This window comes from Cryobacterium sp. TMT1-66-1 (assembly GCF_004403435.1).
GTDB lineage: Bacteria > Actinomycetota > Actinomycetes > Actinomycetales > Microbacteriaceae > Cryobacterium > Cryobacterium flavum.
On record NZ_SOGP01000014.1, the window covers coordinates 1 to 18,768 of the forward strand.

19 protein-coding genes and 1 pseudogene are annotated in these 18,768 nt (G+C 59.8%); 15 read left to right on the forward strand and 5 right to left on the reverse strand.

Translation table 11 applies throughout. The annotated features are described in order from the left end of the window. Positions 1–250 (reverse strand): annotated as a pseudogene (locus tag E3T29_RS10610) (IS21 family transposase); the annotation flags it as partial. A 1,163-nt stretch (positions 251–1,413) separates the two neighbouring features. Between E3T29_RS10610 and E3T29_RS10615 the strand changes: the two are divergent. The 3 genes from E3T29_RS10615 to E3T29_RS10625 all read left to right on the forward strand — a co-directional run bounded on the left by E3T29_RS10615 (position 1,414) and on the right by E3T29_RS10625 (position 3,055). Beyond that, on the forward strand, positions 1,414–1,710 hold the full coding sequence (locus E3T29_RS10615; protein WP_134345399.1) for a hypothetical protein: 297 nt from the start codon (positions 1,414–1,416) through the stop codon (positions 1,708–1,710). A gap of 178 nt (positions 1,711–1,888) precedes the next feature. After that, positions 1,889–2,338 (forward strand): hypothetical protein, encoded by a 450-nt coding sequence (locus E3T29_RS10620; RefSeq protein ID WP_166792378.1) that lies wholly within the window; start codon positions 1,889–1,891, stop codon positions 2,336–2,338. Positions 2,339–2,458: 120 nt separating this feature from the next. Next, positions 2,459–3,055, forward strand: coding sequence for an HAD domain-containing protein (locus E3T29_RS10625; RefSeq protein ID WP_134345401.1), 597 nt, complete (start codon positions 2,459–2,461; stop codon positions 3,053–3,055). Between the two features lie 308 nt (positions 3,056–3,363). Here the strand turns inward: E3T29_RS10625 and E3T29_RS20705 are convergent, their stop codons facing one another. Then, complete coding sequence (locus tag E3T29_RS20705) at positions 3,364–3,651, reverse strand: ATP-binding protein (protein ID WP_134345402.1); 288 nt, start codon at positions 3,649–3,651, stop codon at positions 3,364–3,366. 50 nt (positions 3,652–3,701) lie between these two features. Beyond that, entirely contained in the window at positions 3,702–4,334 is a 633-nt protein-coding gene (locus tag E3T29_RS10635) for a hypothetical protein (RefSeq protein ID WP_134345403.1), read from the reverse strand. 595 nt (positions 4,335–4,929) lie between these two features. Between E3T29_RS10635 and E3T29_RS10640 the strand changes: the two genes are divergently transcribed. From E3T29_RS10640 to E3T29_RS10690, 11 genes are all read left to right on the forward strand, one after another. Continuing rightward, positions 4,930–6,645 carry a fatty acyl-AMP ligase gene (locus tag E3T29_RS10640; RefSeq protein WP_255575214.1) on the forward strand — a complete coding sequence of 572 codons (1,716 nt, stop codon included), beginning with the start codon at positions 4,930–4,932 and terminating at the stop codon, positions 6,643–6,645. Beyond that, positions 6,642–8,324, forward strand: coding sequence for an acyl-CoA dehydrogenase family protein (locus E3T29_RS10645; RefSeq protein WP_134345405.1), 1,683 nt, complete (start codon positions 6,642–6,644; stop codon positions 8,322–8,324). Before E3T29_RS10640 ends, E3T29_RS10645 begins: the two co-directional genes overlap by 4 nt. Further along, positions 8,321–10,099, forward strand: coding sequence for an acyl-CoA dehydrogenase (locus E3T29_RS10650; protein ID WP_166792379.1), 1,779 nt, complete (start codon positions 8,321–8,323; stop codon positions 10,097–10,099). Before E3T29_RS10645 ends, E3T29_RS10650 begins: the two co-directional genes overlap by 4 nt. 16 nt (positions 10,100–10,115) lie before the next feature. Further along, entirely contained in the window at positions 10,116–10,376 is a 261-nt protein-coding gene (locus tag E3T29_RS10655; RefSeq protein ID WP_134345407.1) for an acyl carrier protein, read from the forward strand. Positions 10,377–10,558: 182 nt separating this feature from the next. After that, positions 10,559–10,981, forward strand: a complete 423-nt coding sequence (locus tag E3T29_RS20710) for a 4'-phosphopantetheinyl transferase superfamily protein (protein WP_134345408.1) — start codon at positions 10,559–10,561, stop codon at positions 10,979–10,981. Between the two features lie 33 nt (positions 10,982–11,014). Next, a complete protein-coding gene (locus E3T29_RS10665) occupies positions 11,015–11,647 on the forward strand; it encodes a TetR/AcrR family transcriptional regulator (RefSeq protein ID WP_166792381.1) in 633 nt (210 codons plus the stop codon). Between the two features lie 6 nt (positions 11,648–11,653). After that, the gene (locus E3T29_RS10670; RefSeq protein ID WP_241987761.1) at positions 11,654–12,022 is read left to right on the forward strand and encodes a DoxX family protein; all 369 of its coding nucleotides are present in this window, start codon (positions 11,654–11,656) and stop codon (positions 12,020–12,022) included. A 16-nt stretch (positions 12,023–12,038) separates the two neighbouring features. Further along, complete coding sequence (locus tag E3T29_RS10675) at positions 12,039–13,670, forward strand: class I adenylate-forming enzyme family protein (RefSeq protein WP_134345410.1); 1,632 nt, start codon at positions 12,039–12,041, stop codon at positions 13,668–13,670. Between the two features lie 56 nt (positions 13,671–13,726). Next, positions 13,727–14,578: a hypothetical protein gene (locus E3T29_RS10680; RefSeq protein ID WP_134345411.1), complete on the forward strand. Its 852-nt coding sequence runs from the start codon at positions 13,727–13,729 to the stop codon at positions 14,576–14,578. After that, complete coding sequence (locus E3T29_RS10685) at positions 14,575–15,108, forward strand: hypothetical protein (protein WP_134345412.1); 534 nt, start codon at positions 14,575–14,577, stop codon at positions 15,106–15,108. Before E3T29_RS10680 ends, E3T29_RS10685 begins: the two co-directional genes overlap by 4 nt. A 106-nt stretch (positions 15,109–15,214) precedes the next feature. Then, positions 15,215–15,430 carry a hypothetical protein gene (locus E3T29_RS10690; RefSeq protein ID WP_134345413.1) on the forward strand — a complete coding sequence of 72 codons (216 nt, stop codon included), beginning with the start codon at positions 15,215–15,217 and terminating at the stop codon, positions 15,428–15,430. 863 nt (positions 15,431–16,293) lie between these two features. Here E3T29_RS10690 and E3T29_RS10695 read toward each other — a convergent pair. Both E3T29_RS10695 and E3T29_RS10700 read right to left on the reverse strand, forming a co-directional pair. Beyond that, positions 16,294–16,716, reverse strand: a complete 423-nt coding sequence (locus E3T29_RS10695) for a hypothetical protein (protein ID WP_134345414.1) — start codon at positions 16,714–16,716, stop codon at positions 16,294–16,296. A gap of 335 nt (positions 16,717–17,051) precedes the next feature. Beyond that, the gene (locus E3T29_RS10700) at positions 17,052–17,666 is read right to left on the reverse strand and encodes a TIR domain-containing protein (RefSeq protein ID WP_166792382.1); all 615 of its coding nucleotides are present in this window, start codon (positions 17,664–17,666) and stop codon (positions 17,052–17,054) included. An 18-nt stretch (positions 17,667–17,684) separates the two neighbouring features. Between E3T29_RS10700 and E3T29_RS10705 the strand changes: the two genes are divergently transcribed. Further along, the coding region (locus E3T29_RS10705; protein WP_134345416.1) for an IS30 family transposase at positions 17,685–18,768 on the forward strand (1,084 nt) is incomplete at its 3' end.

The window sequence follows — 18,768 nt, forward strand, 5'->3', positions numbered from 1 at the left end:
TCGCTTTCATCGATGCCAGCACCCGCGACAAGTCGGGCTGGTCATACTCGTCCGACACGTTCCGGCGCCCGTCGGGGAACCACTCGGCCAGCTCGACGTCGCTGACCGCGACGGTCGAGGTCAGACCCCGATGCTGGACCTCCTGCCGGACCCGGGCCACGTCGCGATGGGAGCACCCCACGATCTCCACGACCTCGCGGTAACTCCGCCCCTCCAGCAACAACCCCAAGATTTTTCGATAGTCCGCCATGACCCGCCCCTTACTGAAAAGGACCACGCCTGATGCGTGGCCCCCTCACAGCAGAGCAGTTCACCCCGGCCAGCGCTACCGTGTACCCGGAATCGCGCTACCAAGTCGCCGGACTGGCGCTACCCACAAGCCNATACCCCGGTCTATTACTTTTGGAAGGGAACGCTTTCTGTGCGTCAGGCGGACCGGAGTAGGGGAAAATTCAATATTCCGGACCTCTCATCGATCTGAGTTGTCCCGTTTCATCTAAAGTGAGGCAGAGAGGGCCGGAATTTCGCCGCTGCCTTATTTAGGGCAAGGGGCTGTTACGGTTGACGCCCGGTCATTGGGCATAATTTCGGGACAGTCAAACGGCCGCCGCCGCCTCCCAGCACGGTCAGAACCGCCAACTTTAGGGGGAGCGTCCGTAGGAGGTCCCACTACCGGCGCTCCCGTTTCGTCCCTCTGATCTCGCTCGGTGTCAGCTCAAAACATGCACCCGTAGCGACTGTCAACGATGTCTTCACGGCTCAGGAGATTGAGCGCCCAGCAGGGCACGCGTTTACACGTTGCTAGGGAGAGCGTCGCTGCCGATGAGGCAATCAGCGCAGCAGCTTTCGGGAAATAAGCGGGTGGGGCGCGGCTCTCCGATATCGCTGGTGAGCGTGCCGCGGGATCGCAAGTTGAAGGTGCTGACGTTGACCACTTTTCGCGGCGTCGCTTGGAACACTCGTAGCCGAGCGCCGGTGTCAGTTAGATGGCTGGGTGCGAGTCATTCTGGTCTCGGAGCCCCTGCTCTGCACTCGCGAAGGCGGAGGAGGCCCTCGACGCGCCGATTGCTTGCAAGGTCCGTGTGATTTTGTTCGCATCAAAACTTCGCTGCTGGGAGTCTCCTCGTCGGCGTCAGTATGCCGAACACCGCCACCTCAGAGGGTTGGAAAGCTCCTGCATCGTTGGGAATACCATCAAGAATCTCGGCGATGTGAATTTCACGCCCCGGGCTCGCTGTCATACCTCGAACTGGGTAACTTGGTTATCAGTTCTTGTCTATGGGGCCTGGTCTTGCGCGACAGGCAGGTCTAGCCCAACTTCCGAGCTTTATTGAGTCATTGACGGTATGAGCACCACCGAACCGTGCGGTGGTGGATCTCTTGGGGGAAGTGCCAGGACTGAGCTACAGGGACATGGATCAGTTCCTCTGCTGGTGTGTGAGAGTGGTCCGGGCTCTAGTCAACGCGAACCAGCTTGAGTCGGCCGAGCGCGTCGCAGCAGTCCTGTTCGGCACCACCGCGAGTGTCGATCAGTTCGCCCCGTCGCGCACGATCCTTAACTGGCTTGCTGTGCTGCCGCGCCTTGCGGGCGAAGCGATGGAGCGCGCCCTGCACTCGTCAGAGACGTGGGAGTTCTTCCAGGAAAAGGCGCGCAACCAATTTGAGAAGTACACCGACACCGATCTGATCGCGAAACTGCGTCAAAACTGAAGCGCGATCTGTTCATGGTGATTCTTGACCCCATAAAGCAGGCAACCGACATTTACAGCGTCTTTCGAGCCAAGCGGAAGCGTTCCTAGTTCGGGAAAGTCAGCCATTGCTCGAGCTCAAGGTCCAGGACGACAGTGTGCCTGGCGTCGGTGTCGGTGGCCCGCGATACCGTGGTGAGATGACACGCAATGTGCGCCCGTCCACCCGTTTCGTCCTCGTCGGCTCGTGGGAAGAATGTGAGGCCTGGGCCAGCCGTGCCCAACTGGATCTCAAGGAATGGGCCCATCTCGAGCCAGTCGGTGTCGGCCCTACCTTGCGGGTGTTCGAACTGCGCGACGAGGTCGACCAGTTGGCTGAGCGTTTAGCAGCGGAGCGGAGGGAGCGGGTCATGGCCGTCCTCGAAGTCCACGAAGACGACACGGACCTCGCTCACCGGGTCCAAGTACCGGGTGGGCTTGGTTTTGATGCTCAGGTCGACTGGTTTCTCGCCGATATGCTCGGTCGTGACGCCGCCGATAGTCGGGTGACTCGATCCGAGCGCGAGACGACGGACGGGCTCCGCTTCTGGAGTGGCATGATCGGCCGGCATATGTACACGATCACGACGACTCACACCGCTGACAAATAGATGGCGAAGGCCACGCGCGGGCATGGACAATTGCTGTCCTCGGTCGGTCGGTCGGTCGGTCTGAGATGAGATGAGATTCTCCTCTGCCAAGTCGCCACAGATTTTCGGAAGGATTCAGTCATGTCGCGTGTAGTCCGCCGCCCGGTACCCCTGTTCATGGACGTTGACGGTTCGCTCCTCGCCTATACGGCAGACACGGGTGAAGCCGATCCTCGGCTTCGACCCGGCCGGCTTGACCTGAATTTCCCCGATGACCTGTCGTACCCGACCAGAATCTGGTTCGACCCTGAGGTCGTGGCGGGCCTCAACAAGCTCGTCAATGAGGGGCTTGTCCAACTAATTTGGGCGAGCACATGGGATCACGCGGCGAATCGGCTGCTTGTACCGGCCGTCGGTCTGCTCGAGGCGCCGTACGACGTTGCCGAGATCGGAACTCGGTACGGGGACCAGATGGTTGCAGGTATCTGGGTGAAGGCCCTCGCCGTAGGCCGGTGGCTGCGAGAGAACGGACTCCAAAATGCTCCCATCGTCATGGTCGACGACTTGCTGACCAGCCACGCGAGCGGGTTCCTGAGCCCACAGCGGCGGAGCATAGAGGTCGTGGGCGGGGGGCAGAACTTATTTATCGAGACGCAACCGGAGCAAGGGCTGCATGTTGCACAGGTGGCGGAGATCCGTTCTTTCAGTGAGCGAATCGCGCAGGGAACCTTCTCCTAGCATGCGCTGGATTCCCGGTGGCGGCCCGTCAGCCCACCAGGCCCTCCACGTGAGCCAGGGGCGTGCTCGCCTCGGCAGCGCGGCACCAACGAAAACACCAACGGCTTACTTCGCCAACACCTACCCAGAGCACCGACCTCAACCTGACGAACACCGCACGACCCGAGGAGATCGTGACCGAGCTCAACAACCGCCCACGCAGAGCATTGACGTGGCAGTCCCCAATTGAGGTCTTGAACGCCTCCGTTATTGCGTTGACCGCTTGAAACTGTCGCTAATTGAAAACAGGACCACTATCTGTGTTTCTGCTATGCCGTATCAGCAACAGGCTGGTGGCTTTTGAGCCGGTAGCTGGCGCCATTGAGGCTGAGAACGTCAGCGTCGTGCACGATGCGGTCGATCATGGCGGAGGTGACGGTCTGGTCGCCGAAAACCGCAGCCGGGCGACCCCGCCGGTGGTGGTGTCGAAGAGGACGCGGTTGCCGTGCTTGGAAGCCTGACCTGCAATCTCGATACCCGTGACAAGCATTGGCGTAGGGGCTGAAAATCGAGGCCAGTGAAATGTGGCCTGTCAAGCGCCATGAAGAACGGCCCACTGGCGCTGCGGCGCTGAGGACGGGTCCCTGCGCTGGCTTCCTGCTTGTGGTCAGGTGTTGCCAAGCATGTCGATCGCCGCAGCCCAGGGATAGCCCTCGATGGCTTTCTCAAAAGTCGGTGCCGCTACCCGCTCAACGAACACCTTTTTCGTGGTCATGTCGAATAAGTGCATTGCGCACATAGTGGTCGCCGGCTCGATGAAGAACTCCAAGCGCACGGCGTGGTCGTCGATGGATCCAAACACGACCGCGCCGAATGGCCCAGCCGGCTGCGCCATGGAAGTTACAAACTCGGCACCGCTCTGAGCCAGTTGAGCGTTGATGAGGGCGACGAGCGGTTCTGTGTCCCGAATGGTCGCCACGTTCACCTGTTGCCGCTGGGGAGGGAGATTGCTGGCGGTCTGGCTTGCTGTTGCGCTCTCGACGGCTGAGGCCCACACCCGTGTGCGGTGAGTGCCGCTGCCCTCCCATTCGAGGTATACAGCCCGTGGAGTCCACGCCAGGGCTAGGCCATGCACCCGGTCGGCGGTGGCCGGGTATCTCACCCACGCGCGTACCGGGGTGGAGGCGCTGGCTAGGGCTGCCGGCAGTCCACCCAGCTCCGCGTCGGTGAGGCAATAGGGACGCAGAACAAACGCGACCCCGCGATCAGGCTCAACCTGCTTCAGGGTGTCGGCGCGCACCGTCCGGTGCTGGCTCTGGACGCTAGGAGGCGTCTCGGTCGGTCTCATAATTCTATTAGAACATAAGTGCTAATGCGATGGAGGACCGGACCGGTTCGCCACGCTCACGCCTGGCAAAAGCGGCGCCGACTGGATAAGTCGCCCCGCAGATTCACGTAGCTTAAGCCATCGATGTCGCTCAGTCGATGAACACGTCGCCCCGGCGGAGGCCAATCTGACGTCAGGATCAGTGATGTGTGGTCGTACGGGATGAGACGAGTCGGAAGAACACGTATGCGGCGTCTTGTTTTCACGGACTGCAATTGCCCCCAGAGTGGGGAAAATCGAGTATTTCCGCGGTCAGCGCTTGACTCATTCAGATCGTGAAACCTATTCTGTTGAATGTGTTCGATGAACACGTTCAAAGTACAGTGAATATGATCACGTCGCTACGTGAGCTCTAATCGCAGATCCCAACACAATACGCATCAACCGCAAAATGCGGCGCGGGGCGGTTGTCTGTTGCGATCAACCGTCGGGGACGGCCGCTGCGACAAGCTTACGTTGGTAACGATCAGGGGTGGGGATTATGAATTCGTCGACGATGCTTGAGGCAATGCGACGCGTTGCCGAACGACCGCCGGATATTGGAGTGCGCTTTCACAGTTCGCCGAACAACTCAAATCTAATGAGCTATCGAGACCTTGACCGCACTGCACGGCACGACGCTGTGGTCCTCTGGAATGCCGGGTGGCGTCCAGGCGAACGTGTTCTGCTGGCATTTGACGCAGGATTGGACTTCCTCCGTGGGTTGTATGCAGCGTTCTACGCCGGACTCACGGTCGTGCCGGTGCCGGTGCCGGTCTCTCGGAATGCCAGTGCGGTTCGCGAACGAATCCTGGCTATTGCCAAGGACTCGGGTAGCAATCTTGTGCTAACAACGCCTCAGGTGCTGGAGAGCATCGGAGGGCTCGACGTGAAGCTAAGCTCCCTGTATCTTTGTGATCCGGTCGGCGAAGACTATTCCGCCGATTGGTTCGCTCCCCCCACGAAGCCCGTCGATGTCGCCGTGATCCAGTACACTTCTGGCTCCCTAGGGACCCCGAAAGGTGTCATCGTTAGCCACAGTAACCTCCTGGCGAACCAACGGGGCATCGAATATATGGCAGGCTTCGGCGCTGGCACTGTGCTCGTCGGCTGGTTGCCGCACTACCATGACATGGGGCTTGGGCTCTTCATGCAGAGTATTTTTGGTGGTTTTGCGTTGGTCATCACGAGCCCTTCGCAGTTCCTACGTCGACCGCTCTTGTGGCTCCAGTTGATCAGTAAATACCGGGCAACGGCGACTGTTGCTCCTGACTTCGCTTACAAACTCTGTACACAGCTTGTGACAGAGGCTCAGCTGCGAGAACTTGACTTATCGTCGCTGACGACAGCGATCACCGGCGCTGAGCCAGTACGCTGGCACACCCTTTATCGATTCGCCGCGCGGTTCGCGCCGGCAGGATTCACCGAAGGCTCTTTCATGCCGGCCTTCGGGATGGCTGAAACGACGCTGCTGGTCAGCGCCAAGAGGTCCAACGTCCCCGTTCGCCCTTTATACGTCGACGCTGGCGACCTAGAACGAGGTGTCGTCACCCCGGTCGGAAGCGGAAAGTCACTCACGCTCGTACCGTGTGGGCCTCCTGCGCCAGAGCACCATATCGCGATTGTCGATCGCGCAACCTGGACACTCGCCGAGCCGAATACTGTCGGTGAAATATGGGTGAGCGGACCGAGCGTTGCGCAAGGGTACTGGAATCGAGCAGATCAAACCGCCGAGGTATTTGGGGCTCGCCTTCCTGGTAGCGATCGTGCGTATCTGCGTACGGGTGATCTAGGGTTCCTCGCGGAAGATGGGATCGTTGTGACGGGCCGACTCAAAGACCTCATCATCATTCGTGGAAGGAACATTGCACCCTCAGATCTGGAAATTGCCTGCAGCGACCTTCTCGCGACGTCCGCCGGAGCCGGCGCTGTGGCGTTTGAATGGGACGAGAACGCCGTCGTCGTTGTGGCTGAGGCTGCCGGGCCTAGTACCGTACAGATCGAGAATCGTGCAGAAAACGCACGGCGACAACTCGCTGATGACTTCTCTTTGGAACCGCTCAGTCTGGTGATCGTGCGGCGCGGCGGAATTCCGCGGACGACCAGTGGCAAGGTTAGAAGGGCCGCCACTCGAGATCGTCTAATTGCCGGCAGCCTGCCGGTAGTCCTTACGGTCGGTCCTTCAGTTACTCCGCACACGCGCCTGACTAGGTCAGAGTTCTTCACCAAGCAGGTGGCCCGATGAGCGGCGCCTTCGCTCGCGCCTTGGACCTCGATCGTCATTTGGGTGATGCTACTTCGACTGCGGCAATCATCCGGGACTCCGACACTATCTCATTCGATGAGCGCTCTGAGTTCCCGCAGGTGGCCGTCGACGCGCTGAACGAGTGGGGTCTGCAACGCTCCTATGTACCGATTGAGTTTGGCGGCGAGATGACCGATGTACTCGCGCCAATGCTACAGATTCGACATATCGCCCGACGCGACATGACAGTCGCGGTAGCTCACGGGAAATCGTTCCTCGGTGCGGTCTGTGCATGGGTCGCCGGTGGAACATCTGCAAAACACCTAGCGCCGATCGTCCTAAGCGGTGCGCCAGTCTCCTGGGGACTCACCGAGCAGGGGCGCGGATCGGATATTCTACGCACCGCGACCCATTACAGGACAGATGGCACAATGCGCATCGAAGGTGGGAAGTGGCCAATCAACAATGCGACGAGGGGTCGTGCAATGTGCGTCCTCGTGCGGACACGTAACGAGATAGGGCCTCGATCCCTGTCGCTCGTTTTGGCCGACAAGGAGGAGCTCGATCCCGCTTCCTTCGAGTACAGACCAAAGGTCCAGACCCACGGAATTAAGGGTGCGGATATCAGTGGGATTGATTGGCACGGGACCGAGGTGCCGGCTGATCGTCTGGTCGGCGAGAGCGGGAAGGGGCTTGACCTCGTTCTGCGTGCGCTCCAGCTCACGCGGCCGACTTGCACCGCCCTGTCTTTGGGCGGGGCCGATCGTGCTGTGGAGGCTGTGCTCGATTTCGTAACCAATCGGCGCCTGTACGGGCGCCGGCTATTGGACCTGCCGGAAGCAGCCACGGATGCAGGCGCGATGTTCGCCGATGCTCTCATCGCGGAGGCGACCGCAATCGTCGGCGCGCGTCATGTTGCTAACCTCACAGACGAAATGGCCCTAATTAGTGCGCTCGTCAAATATGTCGTGCCCGCAACGGTAGACGCACTCTATCGAGACGCGACCCGATTCCTCGGTGCTCGATCGCAGCTCAGCGGTATCGCCGGGGCCGGCCTGTTCGAAAAGGCGGCGCGGGACAACCGGGTTGTTGGGATCTTTGACGGCAATTCGGTCGTGAACCTCCACGCGATTGTCAACGAATTTCAATCGGTCGCAAAGGGAGCGAGGCAACACCCCGAAACAGCGCAGCTGTTGAACGCGCTGGATCCAGGGGCTCCGACGGCGACGCTGGACTTCACACGCCTGCGACTCATTACGCGCGCGGGATCCTCGCTGGTCTCTGCAGTCGAACCGTTAGTAGGGATGCTGCCCGCAGAATCGCCACCGGCGTTTAATCGTGTTGTAAAGGTGTTTACGTCAGCCGTCGCGGTACTCATACAGGATGTGTCGTCCATACCTCGCACGGCCGCCCCGGGAGCCGCTCACTTCGACATCGCGCGGCGGCTCGCGGAGGCATTTGCAGGTGCATCCTGCCTCGCGCTCGTGCTCCAGAATTCGTCTGCAAGTGGACTCGCGAACGAAACTGTGTGGGCCACAGCAGCCCTGAGTCGCGTGTGTCAGCGAATGGGGCGACCTGTTCAGGGAGCTGCCGCTTCGTATGCTGAATTGCATGAACTGGCACTTGCAACTCACCATCGTGGCACTACCGTGTCGCTCTTCGATGGATGGACCGCATGATCGAGGGACGCCCGGACCCGCTCGAATTAGAACACCTCTTCGGCGATCCGAATGCAACAGTCGGCGAGTTCACGCACTCAACTATTGTGACAGCGGATACTGCTCGCCGTATGGTCCCGTGGGCGGAACGGGTGCTCGAGGATTGGGGATTCGGAGCGGAACTCGTGCCCAGACGCCTGGGCGGCCGATGGGGATCCACGGAGGATCTCGTAAGAAGGTTCCTGCCGATTTTCCGGCGTGACCCGGCGCTAGGTCTCGGTCATGGAATCACCACGCTTATGGCGGCCGTGAACGTTTGGGTCGCGGGCGACGACGCCGCCCAACGCAAACTGGCAGACCGTCTCTTTTTGGGTGAGCGTGTAGCAGTATGTTTCCACGAACTTGAGCACGGGAACGACCTTCTCATGAACGAATGCACAGCCGTTCGAGTGGAAGAACCGGGCCAGGGCTGGCGTATCAACGGGCGGAAGGAGGTCATTAATAACATCCACCGCGCCGAATCAGCCCTGCTGTTCGTCCGTACAGCCCGGGATATCGGGCCCCGGTCCTTTAGCTTGTTGCTTTGGAACAAGACGGAAACTGTTTCGGGCGCCGCCGATACCTCACGTCGAGTGCTTACATCAGGGATGCGCGGTTGCAATATTGGGGTTGCCTCGTTCCATGACCTCGTCGTCTCGGAATCATCCCTTATCGGCTCGGAGGGACAAGGAACGGCTACAGCCCTCGCGGCTTTCCAGGTCACGCGGGCTGTGATACCGGCACTTGCCACGGGAACCGTTGATGCCGCGCTGAGGCTTGCTGTGCCGTACATGAGAGGCCGCGCGCTCTACGGCGCCACAGTGTGGGATTTGCCGCACGCACGTCTTACACTGGTGCGAGCGTGGAGCTCGCTGCTCATCGCTGACGCACTCGCGCGAGCTGGGGTACGGGCACTGCACATTCGTCCCGACGAGTGCTTCCTCATTTCGGCCGCAACGAAATACATCGTGCCGGTTCTCCTCAACGACGCTATGCAGGAGCTGTCGGTTCTACTTGGCTCAAGCTTTTACGCCGTTACCTCACCGTTCGGGATCGTGGAAAAGTGGCTACGCGACCTTATCGTGGTGCCGATCGGCCATGCCGGATCGTCGGCTTGTCTGGCAACGTTGATCCCCAACCTTCCGGCCTGGGCGCGCCGAGTGCGGCGCCCTGCACCATACGAATCGGGGCTGTTCGCCGCCGAAAGCGAGCTCGATGACATCGTCTTCTCCGGCTTCGGTTTGGGAGCTGGGCGCGTGGACTCTATGACCGCTTCGTTGCGCTCGGGCGAGATTGCCACCGCGTTTCAAACGGCGCATCCCGCACTCGCGCCACTGATCGATCGGTGGCGTGACGAACTGGTCTCACTCCGCGACGCCGCCGCCGCTCTGTCGCCGTCGTCGCTTGGCGCCGATGCGCCGCCGGAAGTATTTACCCTTGCTCGCCGCCTGGCAAGACTCATGGCGGCGGGAGCGCTCCTTGGAACCTGGTATGAGGGGCGCACTGAGCGGGACAGCCCGTTCAGGCGGAGCGAGTCGGCGATAACGATGGCGCTCCAGCGGCTCGATGAATTACTCGACCCTCGGGAACACGGCGCGCCACCGGGCGCAGTTGCGGGCATCCCACCGTGGGCAGACGACGATGTGGACGCCGCAGCGAATGCAATCGCTGCTGCCGTCGATGCCGCACTAAGCCTTGGCGTGGAAGAACGTCCCGTGGTGTGGAGTCCACCCGTCCAACCCGAAGTTATCAAATAAAACCCGATAGGAAATCATGAAAACAATTGTCCCCACCAGCGAACACATCGCCTCTTGGATCATCTCACGTGTAGCAGCCTATGGAGAGATCGACCCGGGCACGTTCACCGTGGACACCTCGCTCGCCGACTTGGGCTTCAATTCGGTCTACGCACTGACCCTTTGCGGAGATATCGAAGACGCATACGACATCGACGTTGACCCAACAATTATTTGGGATCATCCGACCATTCGCGGCCTCGCGTCGGCCGTCCACGAAAAGATCGGCCACGTTTGACAGCCAGGATCGCTTGGTCGCTCCGACGTATATCAGAAGTTCGAGCCGATCTCACAGCATTGACAGAAAGCGAGCGCAACCGCTGGGAGCTTTCATCGCCGTACGTCCGATCGGAGTTCTTGGCAGGGCGCACAATCGCACGTGACCTCACCAGACGCTCCGGTTGGAGCGTCTGGGACGGAATGCAAGTTGGACCCCTTGGCCGACCAGAGCTTCGAGGCGCCCTATCCATAAGTGTGAGCGTGTCCCACGCAAGGGGGTGGATACTTGCGGCAATCGCAAAACGGGCAAGGATTGGCGTCGACATCGAAGTGGTGACCGCTGTATTTGATCAGGCCTCGCTCGTTCGCCGTGCCTGCAATGGCGTAGAGGTAGACGCGATAGCGGCCGCGCCGCCGGGCGAGCGTCGCGCTTTGGTCGCGGATCTCTGGACGCAAAAGGAGGCCGCTCTGAAAGCGCATGGTCGGGGGCTTCGAGACGACCCACGTAAAGTCCACGAGGATGCGACTAACATCATCCGACTGCGCCATGGAATCACCGGGCTCTCTGCCTGCTGCGTGATACTGCCGGCAGGCGAAAACGCAACGGCAGATTTGAGATCTTGACGGATGCCAGGCCACGATAGTAACATTTTGAATATGTTCACCGAACATGTTCAGTCAATAGGAATGGAGGTCACCGTGACTTCGAGGGATGATCTTCGGCAGATTACTAACGACAAGGTTACGGCAGCTGCGGAGCTGCTTTTTCGCAAGCGGGGGTTTAAGGCGACGACCGTCCGGGACATCGCGGCAGAGGCAGGTGTTAGCGTTGGCTCGGTCATGGCCATTGGGGACAAGAGCGCGCTGCTCGTAGCCATGTTTGACCGCACGATCAGTGAAATGCATCACGATCGCGCGGCGGACGCTGAGCCGAAAGAGGTCGAGACAGTGAGCCCGGATCCGACGGACCGAATCATGGAACTCATCACGCCGTTCCTGGCTCTCTTCGCGTCCAACATGGATCTCGCACGCGAGTACGGAGCCGTCCTCATGATGGGCACTCACCGATCGGTCATTTTTCATGAACTGGGTGATGTTCTGCTTCGAGAAATTAACGCCACACTTCAGGCGAGCGGAATGAACGAGAACGATGCAGAGGTGGCATCACGCACGGTCTACATCGCATATCTCGGAACGACTTTTGCCTGGGCCGGGAGTGGGTCGACGGACGTCACTGAACCCATGAGTAATCTCCGCTCAATTCTCACTTTTATTACGAAATCAAAATAGATATGAATGGATCTCATGACACTCGTTCCTAACTTCTGGTGGCTTCCCGCCATCCTCGCGGCAGTACTACTTGTCGACGCTTTGATGTCGTTCCGACCACCGAAGTTCATCAAGGACTGCTTAAACGGCGTGAACTTCCCGCAGGACTGGTGGTGGACGCTAATCGTTATCAAGCTCCTCGCCACGGCCGGTTTGGTCGTCGGGATCTTCGTCCCTGGAGTAGCTCTGGCTGCGAATGCAGGCGTCATTGCGTACTTCTTGGCTGCATCGGTCGCCCATGTACGCGCTCGCTTCTTAAAGCAGGAATTCTGGGTGAATTGCCTCGGGATACTGGCCTTGGCCGTCGTCGTCTTCCTTTTCTCATTCGTTGTGTGAACGGCCAGGTCTAGACATGTGGGTGCATAAGGGGGGCATCCTCCCGCCGAAGAACATCGGACTACTTTTTGACTGGCACGCGAACAAGTCCAAAACGACTGAACTGCACCTTGATCGACCTTTCGACATCGCGCCTAACGGAGGCGTGACATATGACGCGGCGATGCTTGCAGCACTCGTGCGGGAGGCGTCCGGTTGGTTGTTCGAGGCGGGAGTGCGGCGTGGCGATCGCGTCGCCGTAGTCAAGCAGAACCACTTCGACATGATCGTCTTGGCGGCAGCGTCCGCGAGAATCGGAGCAATCGCCGCGACGATCTCGTCCTTGAACCGACCAGAAGACCTCAAAGAGTTATTGCACAAGCTTCAACCAGACCTCACCATTATGTCCTCCGCTACCTTGGCTGAAGGTCAGGTACAGGGTCTTGACCTCGCGGAGCGGGGCAAGGCGCTCCTACTCGAGAACGAGCGCGATGTCGGAACGGCACGAACCATTTTGCTTGACGATCTCCGTGGATCGAGCATTCCTGAGACCGATATTCGGCATGAGGGGGAGCCGATGATTATTACCCACACATCAGGGACCACAAGCGCCCCGAAACTCGTAGTGCATACGGCCGAATCGAGTCGCGCGGGGACTCGTCTTGAGTTCCTGCCGTTGCCGTACGCAGTGAACCGTCGCCAGGACATCGCCCTTAGCTCGATTTCATTCGCACATTCGCGTGCCTTTGCTTGGGCTACGGCTCAGCTTCGCTGGGCTCCGAAGCGCCTTGTTGTCGCCAGCAGCCACAATGTAGACGATGTGGAGCGAGTCATCGAGACCCATCGCCCAACAACAATTGAGGCGATCCCGAACGTATTCCAACATTGGATTTCACTTGTAAAGCGCCGTCCCGAACTATTCAGTCAAGTGCGCTACTACATGAACACATTCGACATGATGCATCCGTCGATTGTGCGTCCATACTTGGAAGCTTCCAACCGTCGAGTCGCCTTGTGGGGACACAGCTGGGGGCAAAGTGAAGTTGGCCCGATCGCAGGTGGAGTGTACTCGCGGGCGAAGATTACGGAGCGTGTGGGCTCTGCAGACGACAACATGAACACAATGGGCTGGGCATGGCCAGGGCTCGTCAGTGCAAAGGTCGTCGATCCCGATACGGGACGGCGACTACGTCGCGGCGAGACCGGTATCTTGCTTGTGAAGTCGAAGTCACTCTGTGTGGATTATCTAGGCGAGACCGATCGGTATGACGCTAAACGGTCGGGCACATGGTGGAACACGGGCGATGTCGGATACAAGGATCGGATCGGGCGTATCCGATTCGTCGACCGGGCCGTCGATACAATTCAAGGCGGGAGTGCGACCGAGCTGGAGAGCGTACTTTTGGAAAGAGTGCCCGGTGCAGTGGAGATTATTCTGCTGGCGCGGGGCGATCAAGAACCATTGCCGGTGGTGTGTATCAGTGGCGAGCTGTCAGCCGACGCGTGGGCGTCGGCGACGAGCGGACTACCTGGGATGGCGGATCCCGTGATCATGCCGTGGGAAAACCTCCCGCGCACATCGACTTGGAAGATCCGCCGTAAGGAGCTGCGCCAGATGATCTTTGATGGTATCGACGATGACACGGTGCTCGAGGAACGATTCACTTGAGCTAGACGCTGGACTTTCGAGGGCTGGGTGATATTTATTTCTAACGAGGGGGAGTTATGGATCTGTTCGATCACGCGCTTGAGGAAACGCTGATGGAAATGCCGTACAACAGTGCGATGGAGTTTCACAGGAGGTACGGGCGCGAAGAGCCGAACGCGCGTTTAGGGGCAGCGTGCGTCCATCAGACCATTGACGTAGCAAGGAAGGCAGTCGCTTTGGGCGCTCCAAAGCCGCGATTTCTTCAAGATGAACGACACGTCGCGGTCGTTTTTGATACGCAGGAAGCCGTCGTCGTGCTCGACCCGTATCTGTTGCATCGCGAGCCGATACGATTCCCGAAGAATGAGGTGGTGGACGGGGCCTCTGCTGTAGACGTCATAGCAGCCCCAGCGCGTCGCAATGGGGCGGGAGTAAACAGGGACGGTCGGTTGAATGCGCGATATCGCGCTACCTCCGACGGTTACGTGATCCGCTTGGGGTATTCGAAGTTCAGCCCGGCGCGCGACCAATATTCATTGAGTCGACACTTCACGCTGCGTTCAGATTCGCTGTTCGACACTTCGTCGTTCACTGATGACTTGCAGGGCGTCCTGACGCATCCCGAGCAGACGAGCTTGTCAATCCGCGCAGTGCTACCAGGCCTTCAGAAGACCGCCGAAGTAATCCTCCCCTTGCGAGGCTTCGCTGGGCACCACTTCACCGATGCTGACTTGTGGCTCCGATCGAGCGACGGCGTCGTCACGCGAAACGGCGACCCACTGTCGATCCCGCTTTGGGACTCACTGGAGTCCGTCCTTACCTCAAGTCGAGCCGAGATCGGCGAGCACTTGCTTTCTGCCTCACGGATCTACTCCGAGATCGCCGATCCTGATCGTGAAGTCGATCCCTACTCGCTGGAAAACGAATGATGAAGTTGGCCAGAGTATTTATTGCGGGAACGATCCAAGGCGCGAATCGTGGTTTAGCGGTCGAGGATCAGGGGTACCGCGACGTGATTCCGAATATGGTACGTGCCAGTTTTCCGGATGTCGAGTGCTTTGATCCGAGCGCGGTCGTTCGTGTACGAATGGCGGATCCCGGGTTATCGGGCGTCGTGGCGGAAATTGCGCGCTCGGCGCCGTCGGCCATTAGTACGGCGGACCTGCCACCGCAAATCGAAGACTTGAGGGGGGTGTTCCACCGGATGACGCGCGAGGTGCAGGACTGTGATCTCTGCATCGCCTATCTCCCTCACAGAATTCCTAGTATGGGGACGGCTATGGAGATGTACGCTGCTTATCTCGCCGGCGTACCTGTGGTCGCCGTGACCGAAATGGCGGAGAACCTGGCGATCGTTGCAGTGTCCGACTGGATTCTAAAAGACCTCGACGCATTGCGAGTGTGGTTGTCAGAACTTGAGTCCGGGGCGGGGTTTGCCGATCGCATGGCCGTACAGTGATAGCGATTTCAAGCTCGTGAGGCTCTCGCCCTGGCGGACAACGAACGCTTTGCCGGCGGGGAACATATCGACGGGCCATGGCGCTCCTGATCGCCAGGCTGAAGAGGTGTCCGAGCATTTGGTGGTCGGGGATGGCGGCCCCGTCGCGGCTTTCATCATGGCTCAGTCGGCGCATAGTGACGATCTCAGGGACGTTTCTGAACTTGGTGCCCGGAGCGGGCTGGTCGAGATCGGTGCCATCAACTTGATAGGCTGCCGCCGCGAGATCAAGGCCTTCACTGTCGAGAATGGCGAGGCCACCGGCCGACAGGCTGGCTCATAACTGCCACCGCAATGTCGGCGCCATTTACAGCGGAAATCGGTGGACGAGGAGTGCTCGAGACGCTTCGCCGCGGTTGCGTTGAAACCGACCGGATCACCGCCAGAGTGTTCATTTCTGAAACCCCGCAGAATCCCCGCATTTACCCCGCAGATTGAAATTCGCCCGGGGGTGAGAGTGTGATCACCGACCCAGTGTTTTACTGGGATCGATGACTGTAGGAGGCCTCCGTGACCCCGCTGAGTCTGGTTCACGATAATCGTGGTGTCGCGGGTTCAATTCCCGCTCCCGCTACACATAAAGGCCCTTTGACCAGGTTCTGTATCGGTCAGACGGCCTTTCTTTTTTCCCGAATGTTGGCCGACTCCGCTCTAGACTCCGCTCTACATTTGAGTTCGGGACACAGCTCCGTTGCGCGTTCCAGTGCGTCTGTCAGGCAGGGTCTCCCGCGCTTCTGGTGCTCTGGGCTGTGTCCGTTCGTTCTACGAACCTCACTCTGCACCGGCGTAACCAGACCCCTGCCGATCCGGAGTCATGGAGTCTTGCCGCGGACCCGCACGTTTCCGTAGCGGGCGGCATGTTGTACAAGACAATCGCGACCGTCTCATTGGACTATGGGAGACCAACCATGGATCTGTCGTCGGTCGATTGGGACTGGTGGTGCGCTATATCAGAATCGCGCTGTCCAGATCGAGGTGGACGGCGTGGGCGTTCGATTCGCCACCTGATTTGAGGTGCGCGGCGATCTCCTCAGCCATCGGGACGACCGCCAGGCGCGCCCGCTCATAGTGTTCCTGCCAACCGCCGATGTCAGCTTTTGGGAGGTATACGACGAACGAGTCTTTCGACAGGCGTAGAGCCCACTCCTATTCAGTGGGGTCGATGGGGGTTACGATGACGGCGTTTGGGAAACCACCGCGCACGAACTGCTCGAACGATGGGTCCAACAGCAAAGAGGACTGTTCGTCAATCGCCACCATGTGCCCCGAGTGTATGAAGGGGGAACCCTCAGGCCAGCCTGCATCCTCGCCCCAGAGTATGTAATCCTTGGGCAGGGCACCGTGGGAGATAAGGTGTTCTCGCGCGAACGTCCCGCTGGCGAGGGAAGTCAGCGAAGACTGCCCGGCGAAGGATACCGCGCGGGGGGTCAACTCAATCCCGTATAGCTTGGCGAGTTCGACGAGGATCGCGACGCCTGTGATGCACTGCGGGTGCGCCCCAACGGCGCAAGACGCGGCCATGGTCAAGTCACCGAGCCGTTCTTTGCGGGTTGGTTCGAACGCTCCCATAAGACCTCACAATTCCTCACCCAGAAGCGTATTGCTCTGATCGCGGAGGACGCAAGCAAAATCATCGCTCGTGCGCACCTCGATGTCGAACGCGGCTGCCTTGACTCGGACTGCTCTGTCGTTGAGACGATAACCCAGGTCCACCCGAACAGTCCGTCCTCGGCATCGCGGGTCCTGTCGAGCGCGCATGCTAGGAGCACGGGGTCGGCGTTGCCGCGGTTGGTGTACAGCGACACGTTTGTGTCATCGCGCGGTACCGTGGCCATGTCCTCTCCGAGGATCCCCCAGAATCTGTCCAGTCGTGCGATACTCGATGGCGCTCACCTGATCCGCGGCTAGAACTGCGTTGGGAACGACCCGGCTGTGCGCCACGCGTCGTTGCTGTCGTCTAATTCAAGACCGCTGTTACGCAACCTATTGACCAGGCTTCTTCTACTAGAAAGGTCGCCGGTCAAGTTGACGTAGTTGAGCCCGTCGACGTCGCTGAGGCTTCGGACGTTTCCGACGCGGACTAACACGACACCGCCCTCGTTGAGAGCCATAGCCCAACCGGCTTCAAAGATCACGTTCTGCCGTGCCTGACCAAAAGGTTTTGCTTCGCGAGGGTCGTCGCTGGCGAAGTTGTGAAACTCCTCTTTGACATATCCCAAGTCGTCAGGGGTCATGAGGACGACGACAGCGTCCGCAATGTCGATCCCTGCTCTGACGATATCGAGGGTGTGGGGCGTCCCGCCATCGACGCCGCGAACGGCGTCCTCCCAGGTGACAATTCGCAAGTCAAGGGATGTGAGCAGTGCCGCGAGGGCTTCGTATGCGGTCTGGTCCCGGCCTCGAACAACAAAAACGTACCTCTTGGTTTTCGGCGTGGCTGGCGAGGCAGCAGGCGCCCCCGATGGCGGTCGCTTGAATTGGGGTGCTTGGGTTCTATCGGTCGTTGCAACACTCAGCACTATTCAGGAGTTGCAACCATGGTTTCCGAACAGACAACACGAGCACCAGCCCGAACGTTCACCGACGGCGAGAAAGCATCCTTCTTCGCCGCGTTCGAACGGCTCGGAAGCATCCGCCTCGCCGCCGAGGAACTCGGCTTCAAGCCCATGACGTGTCGGCATTGGGTAACCCTCGCGGGCATCGACGTGAAGGTCGCCCAACGTGCGCGACGGACCGAGTACTTCCGTCTGCGCGCCGACGCCGTCCCACGACAAGAGGCAGCCCGGCAGGTCGGGTTGAATATTCGCACAGCGGTCGACTGGGACCAGGGCATCCGGCACGCCGACAACCGCTGGGTCCTGCCTGATGGGCGCATCATCGACTACAACACGACCGTGACCGCACTGAGTGATTCCCATATCAGGCTGACTCCCGCGCAGCTGAAACCTATCAACTCGAGATACCTGTCGTTGGTTGATCGGGAAGCGATCCGTGACCTGTCCGCGACGGGCATGTCGATCCGGTCGATCGCGGCGACACTCCGCCGGGCGCCGTCGACGATCAGCCGTGAAATCATCCGCAACAGGCAGAAGAATCTCACCTACCTTCCGTATGCGGCCCAGCGCGCTGCCGCCGCACGCCGACCACGGCCCCGGGAAGCGAAGCTCGTGACACAGGAGGGCCTGCGGAAGTTCGTCCAGGAGAAGCTGCAGATCCGCTGGTCTCCAGAACAAATCTGTCAGGCTCTGGTCAAGCAATACCCGACCGACAAGGACATGCGCGTGGTACCAGAGACTATCTATCAGGCGCTCTACGTGCAAGCTAGGGGCGGCCTGCGCCGTGCAGTGCAGGAGGCGCTGCGGTCCGGACGAACACGCCGCAAACCTCAGAAGACCGAATCTGCACGGCGGCCTCGATTCCGCGACCCGATGGTAATGATCGCCGACCGGCCACCCGAAATCGAGGACCGTGCGGTCCCCGGGCATTGGGAAGGCGACCTCATCACCGGCAGACTCAACAAGACCGCGATCGCGACCCTGGTCGAGCGCACCACCCGTTACGTCATGCTCGTCCACCTGCCCGGAGCCCACACAGCGGACGCTGTCCGTGACGGTCTGGTGG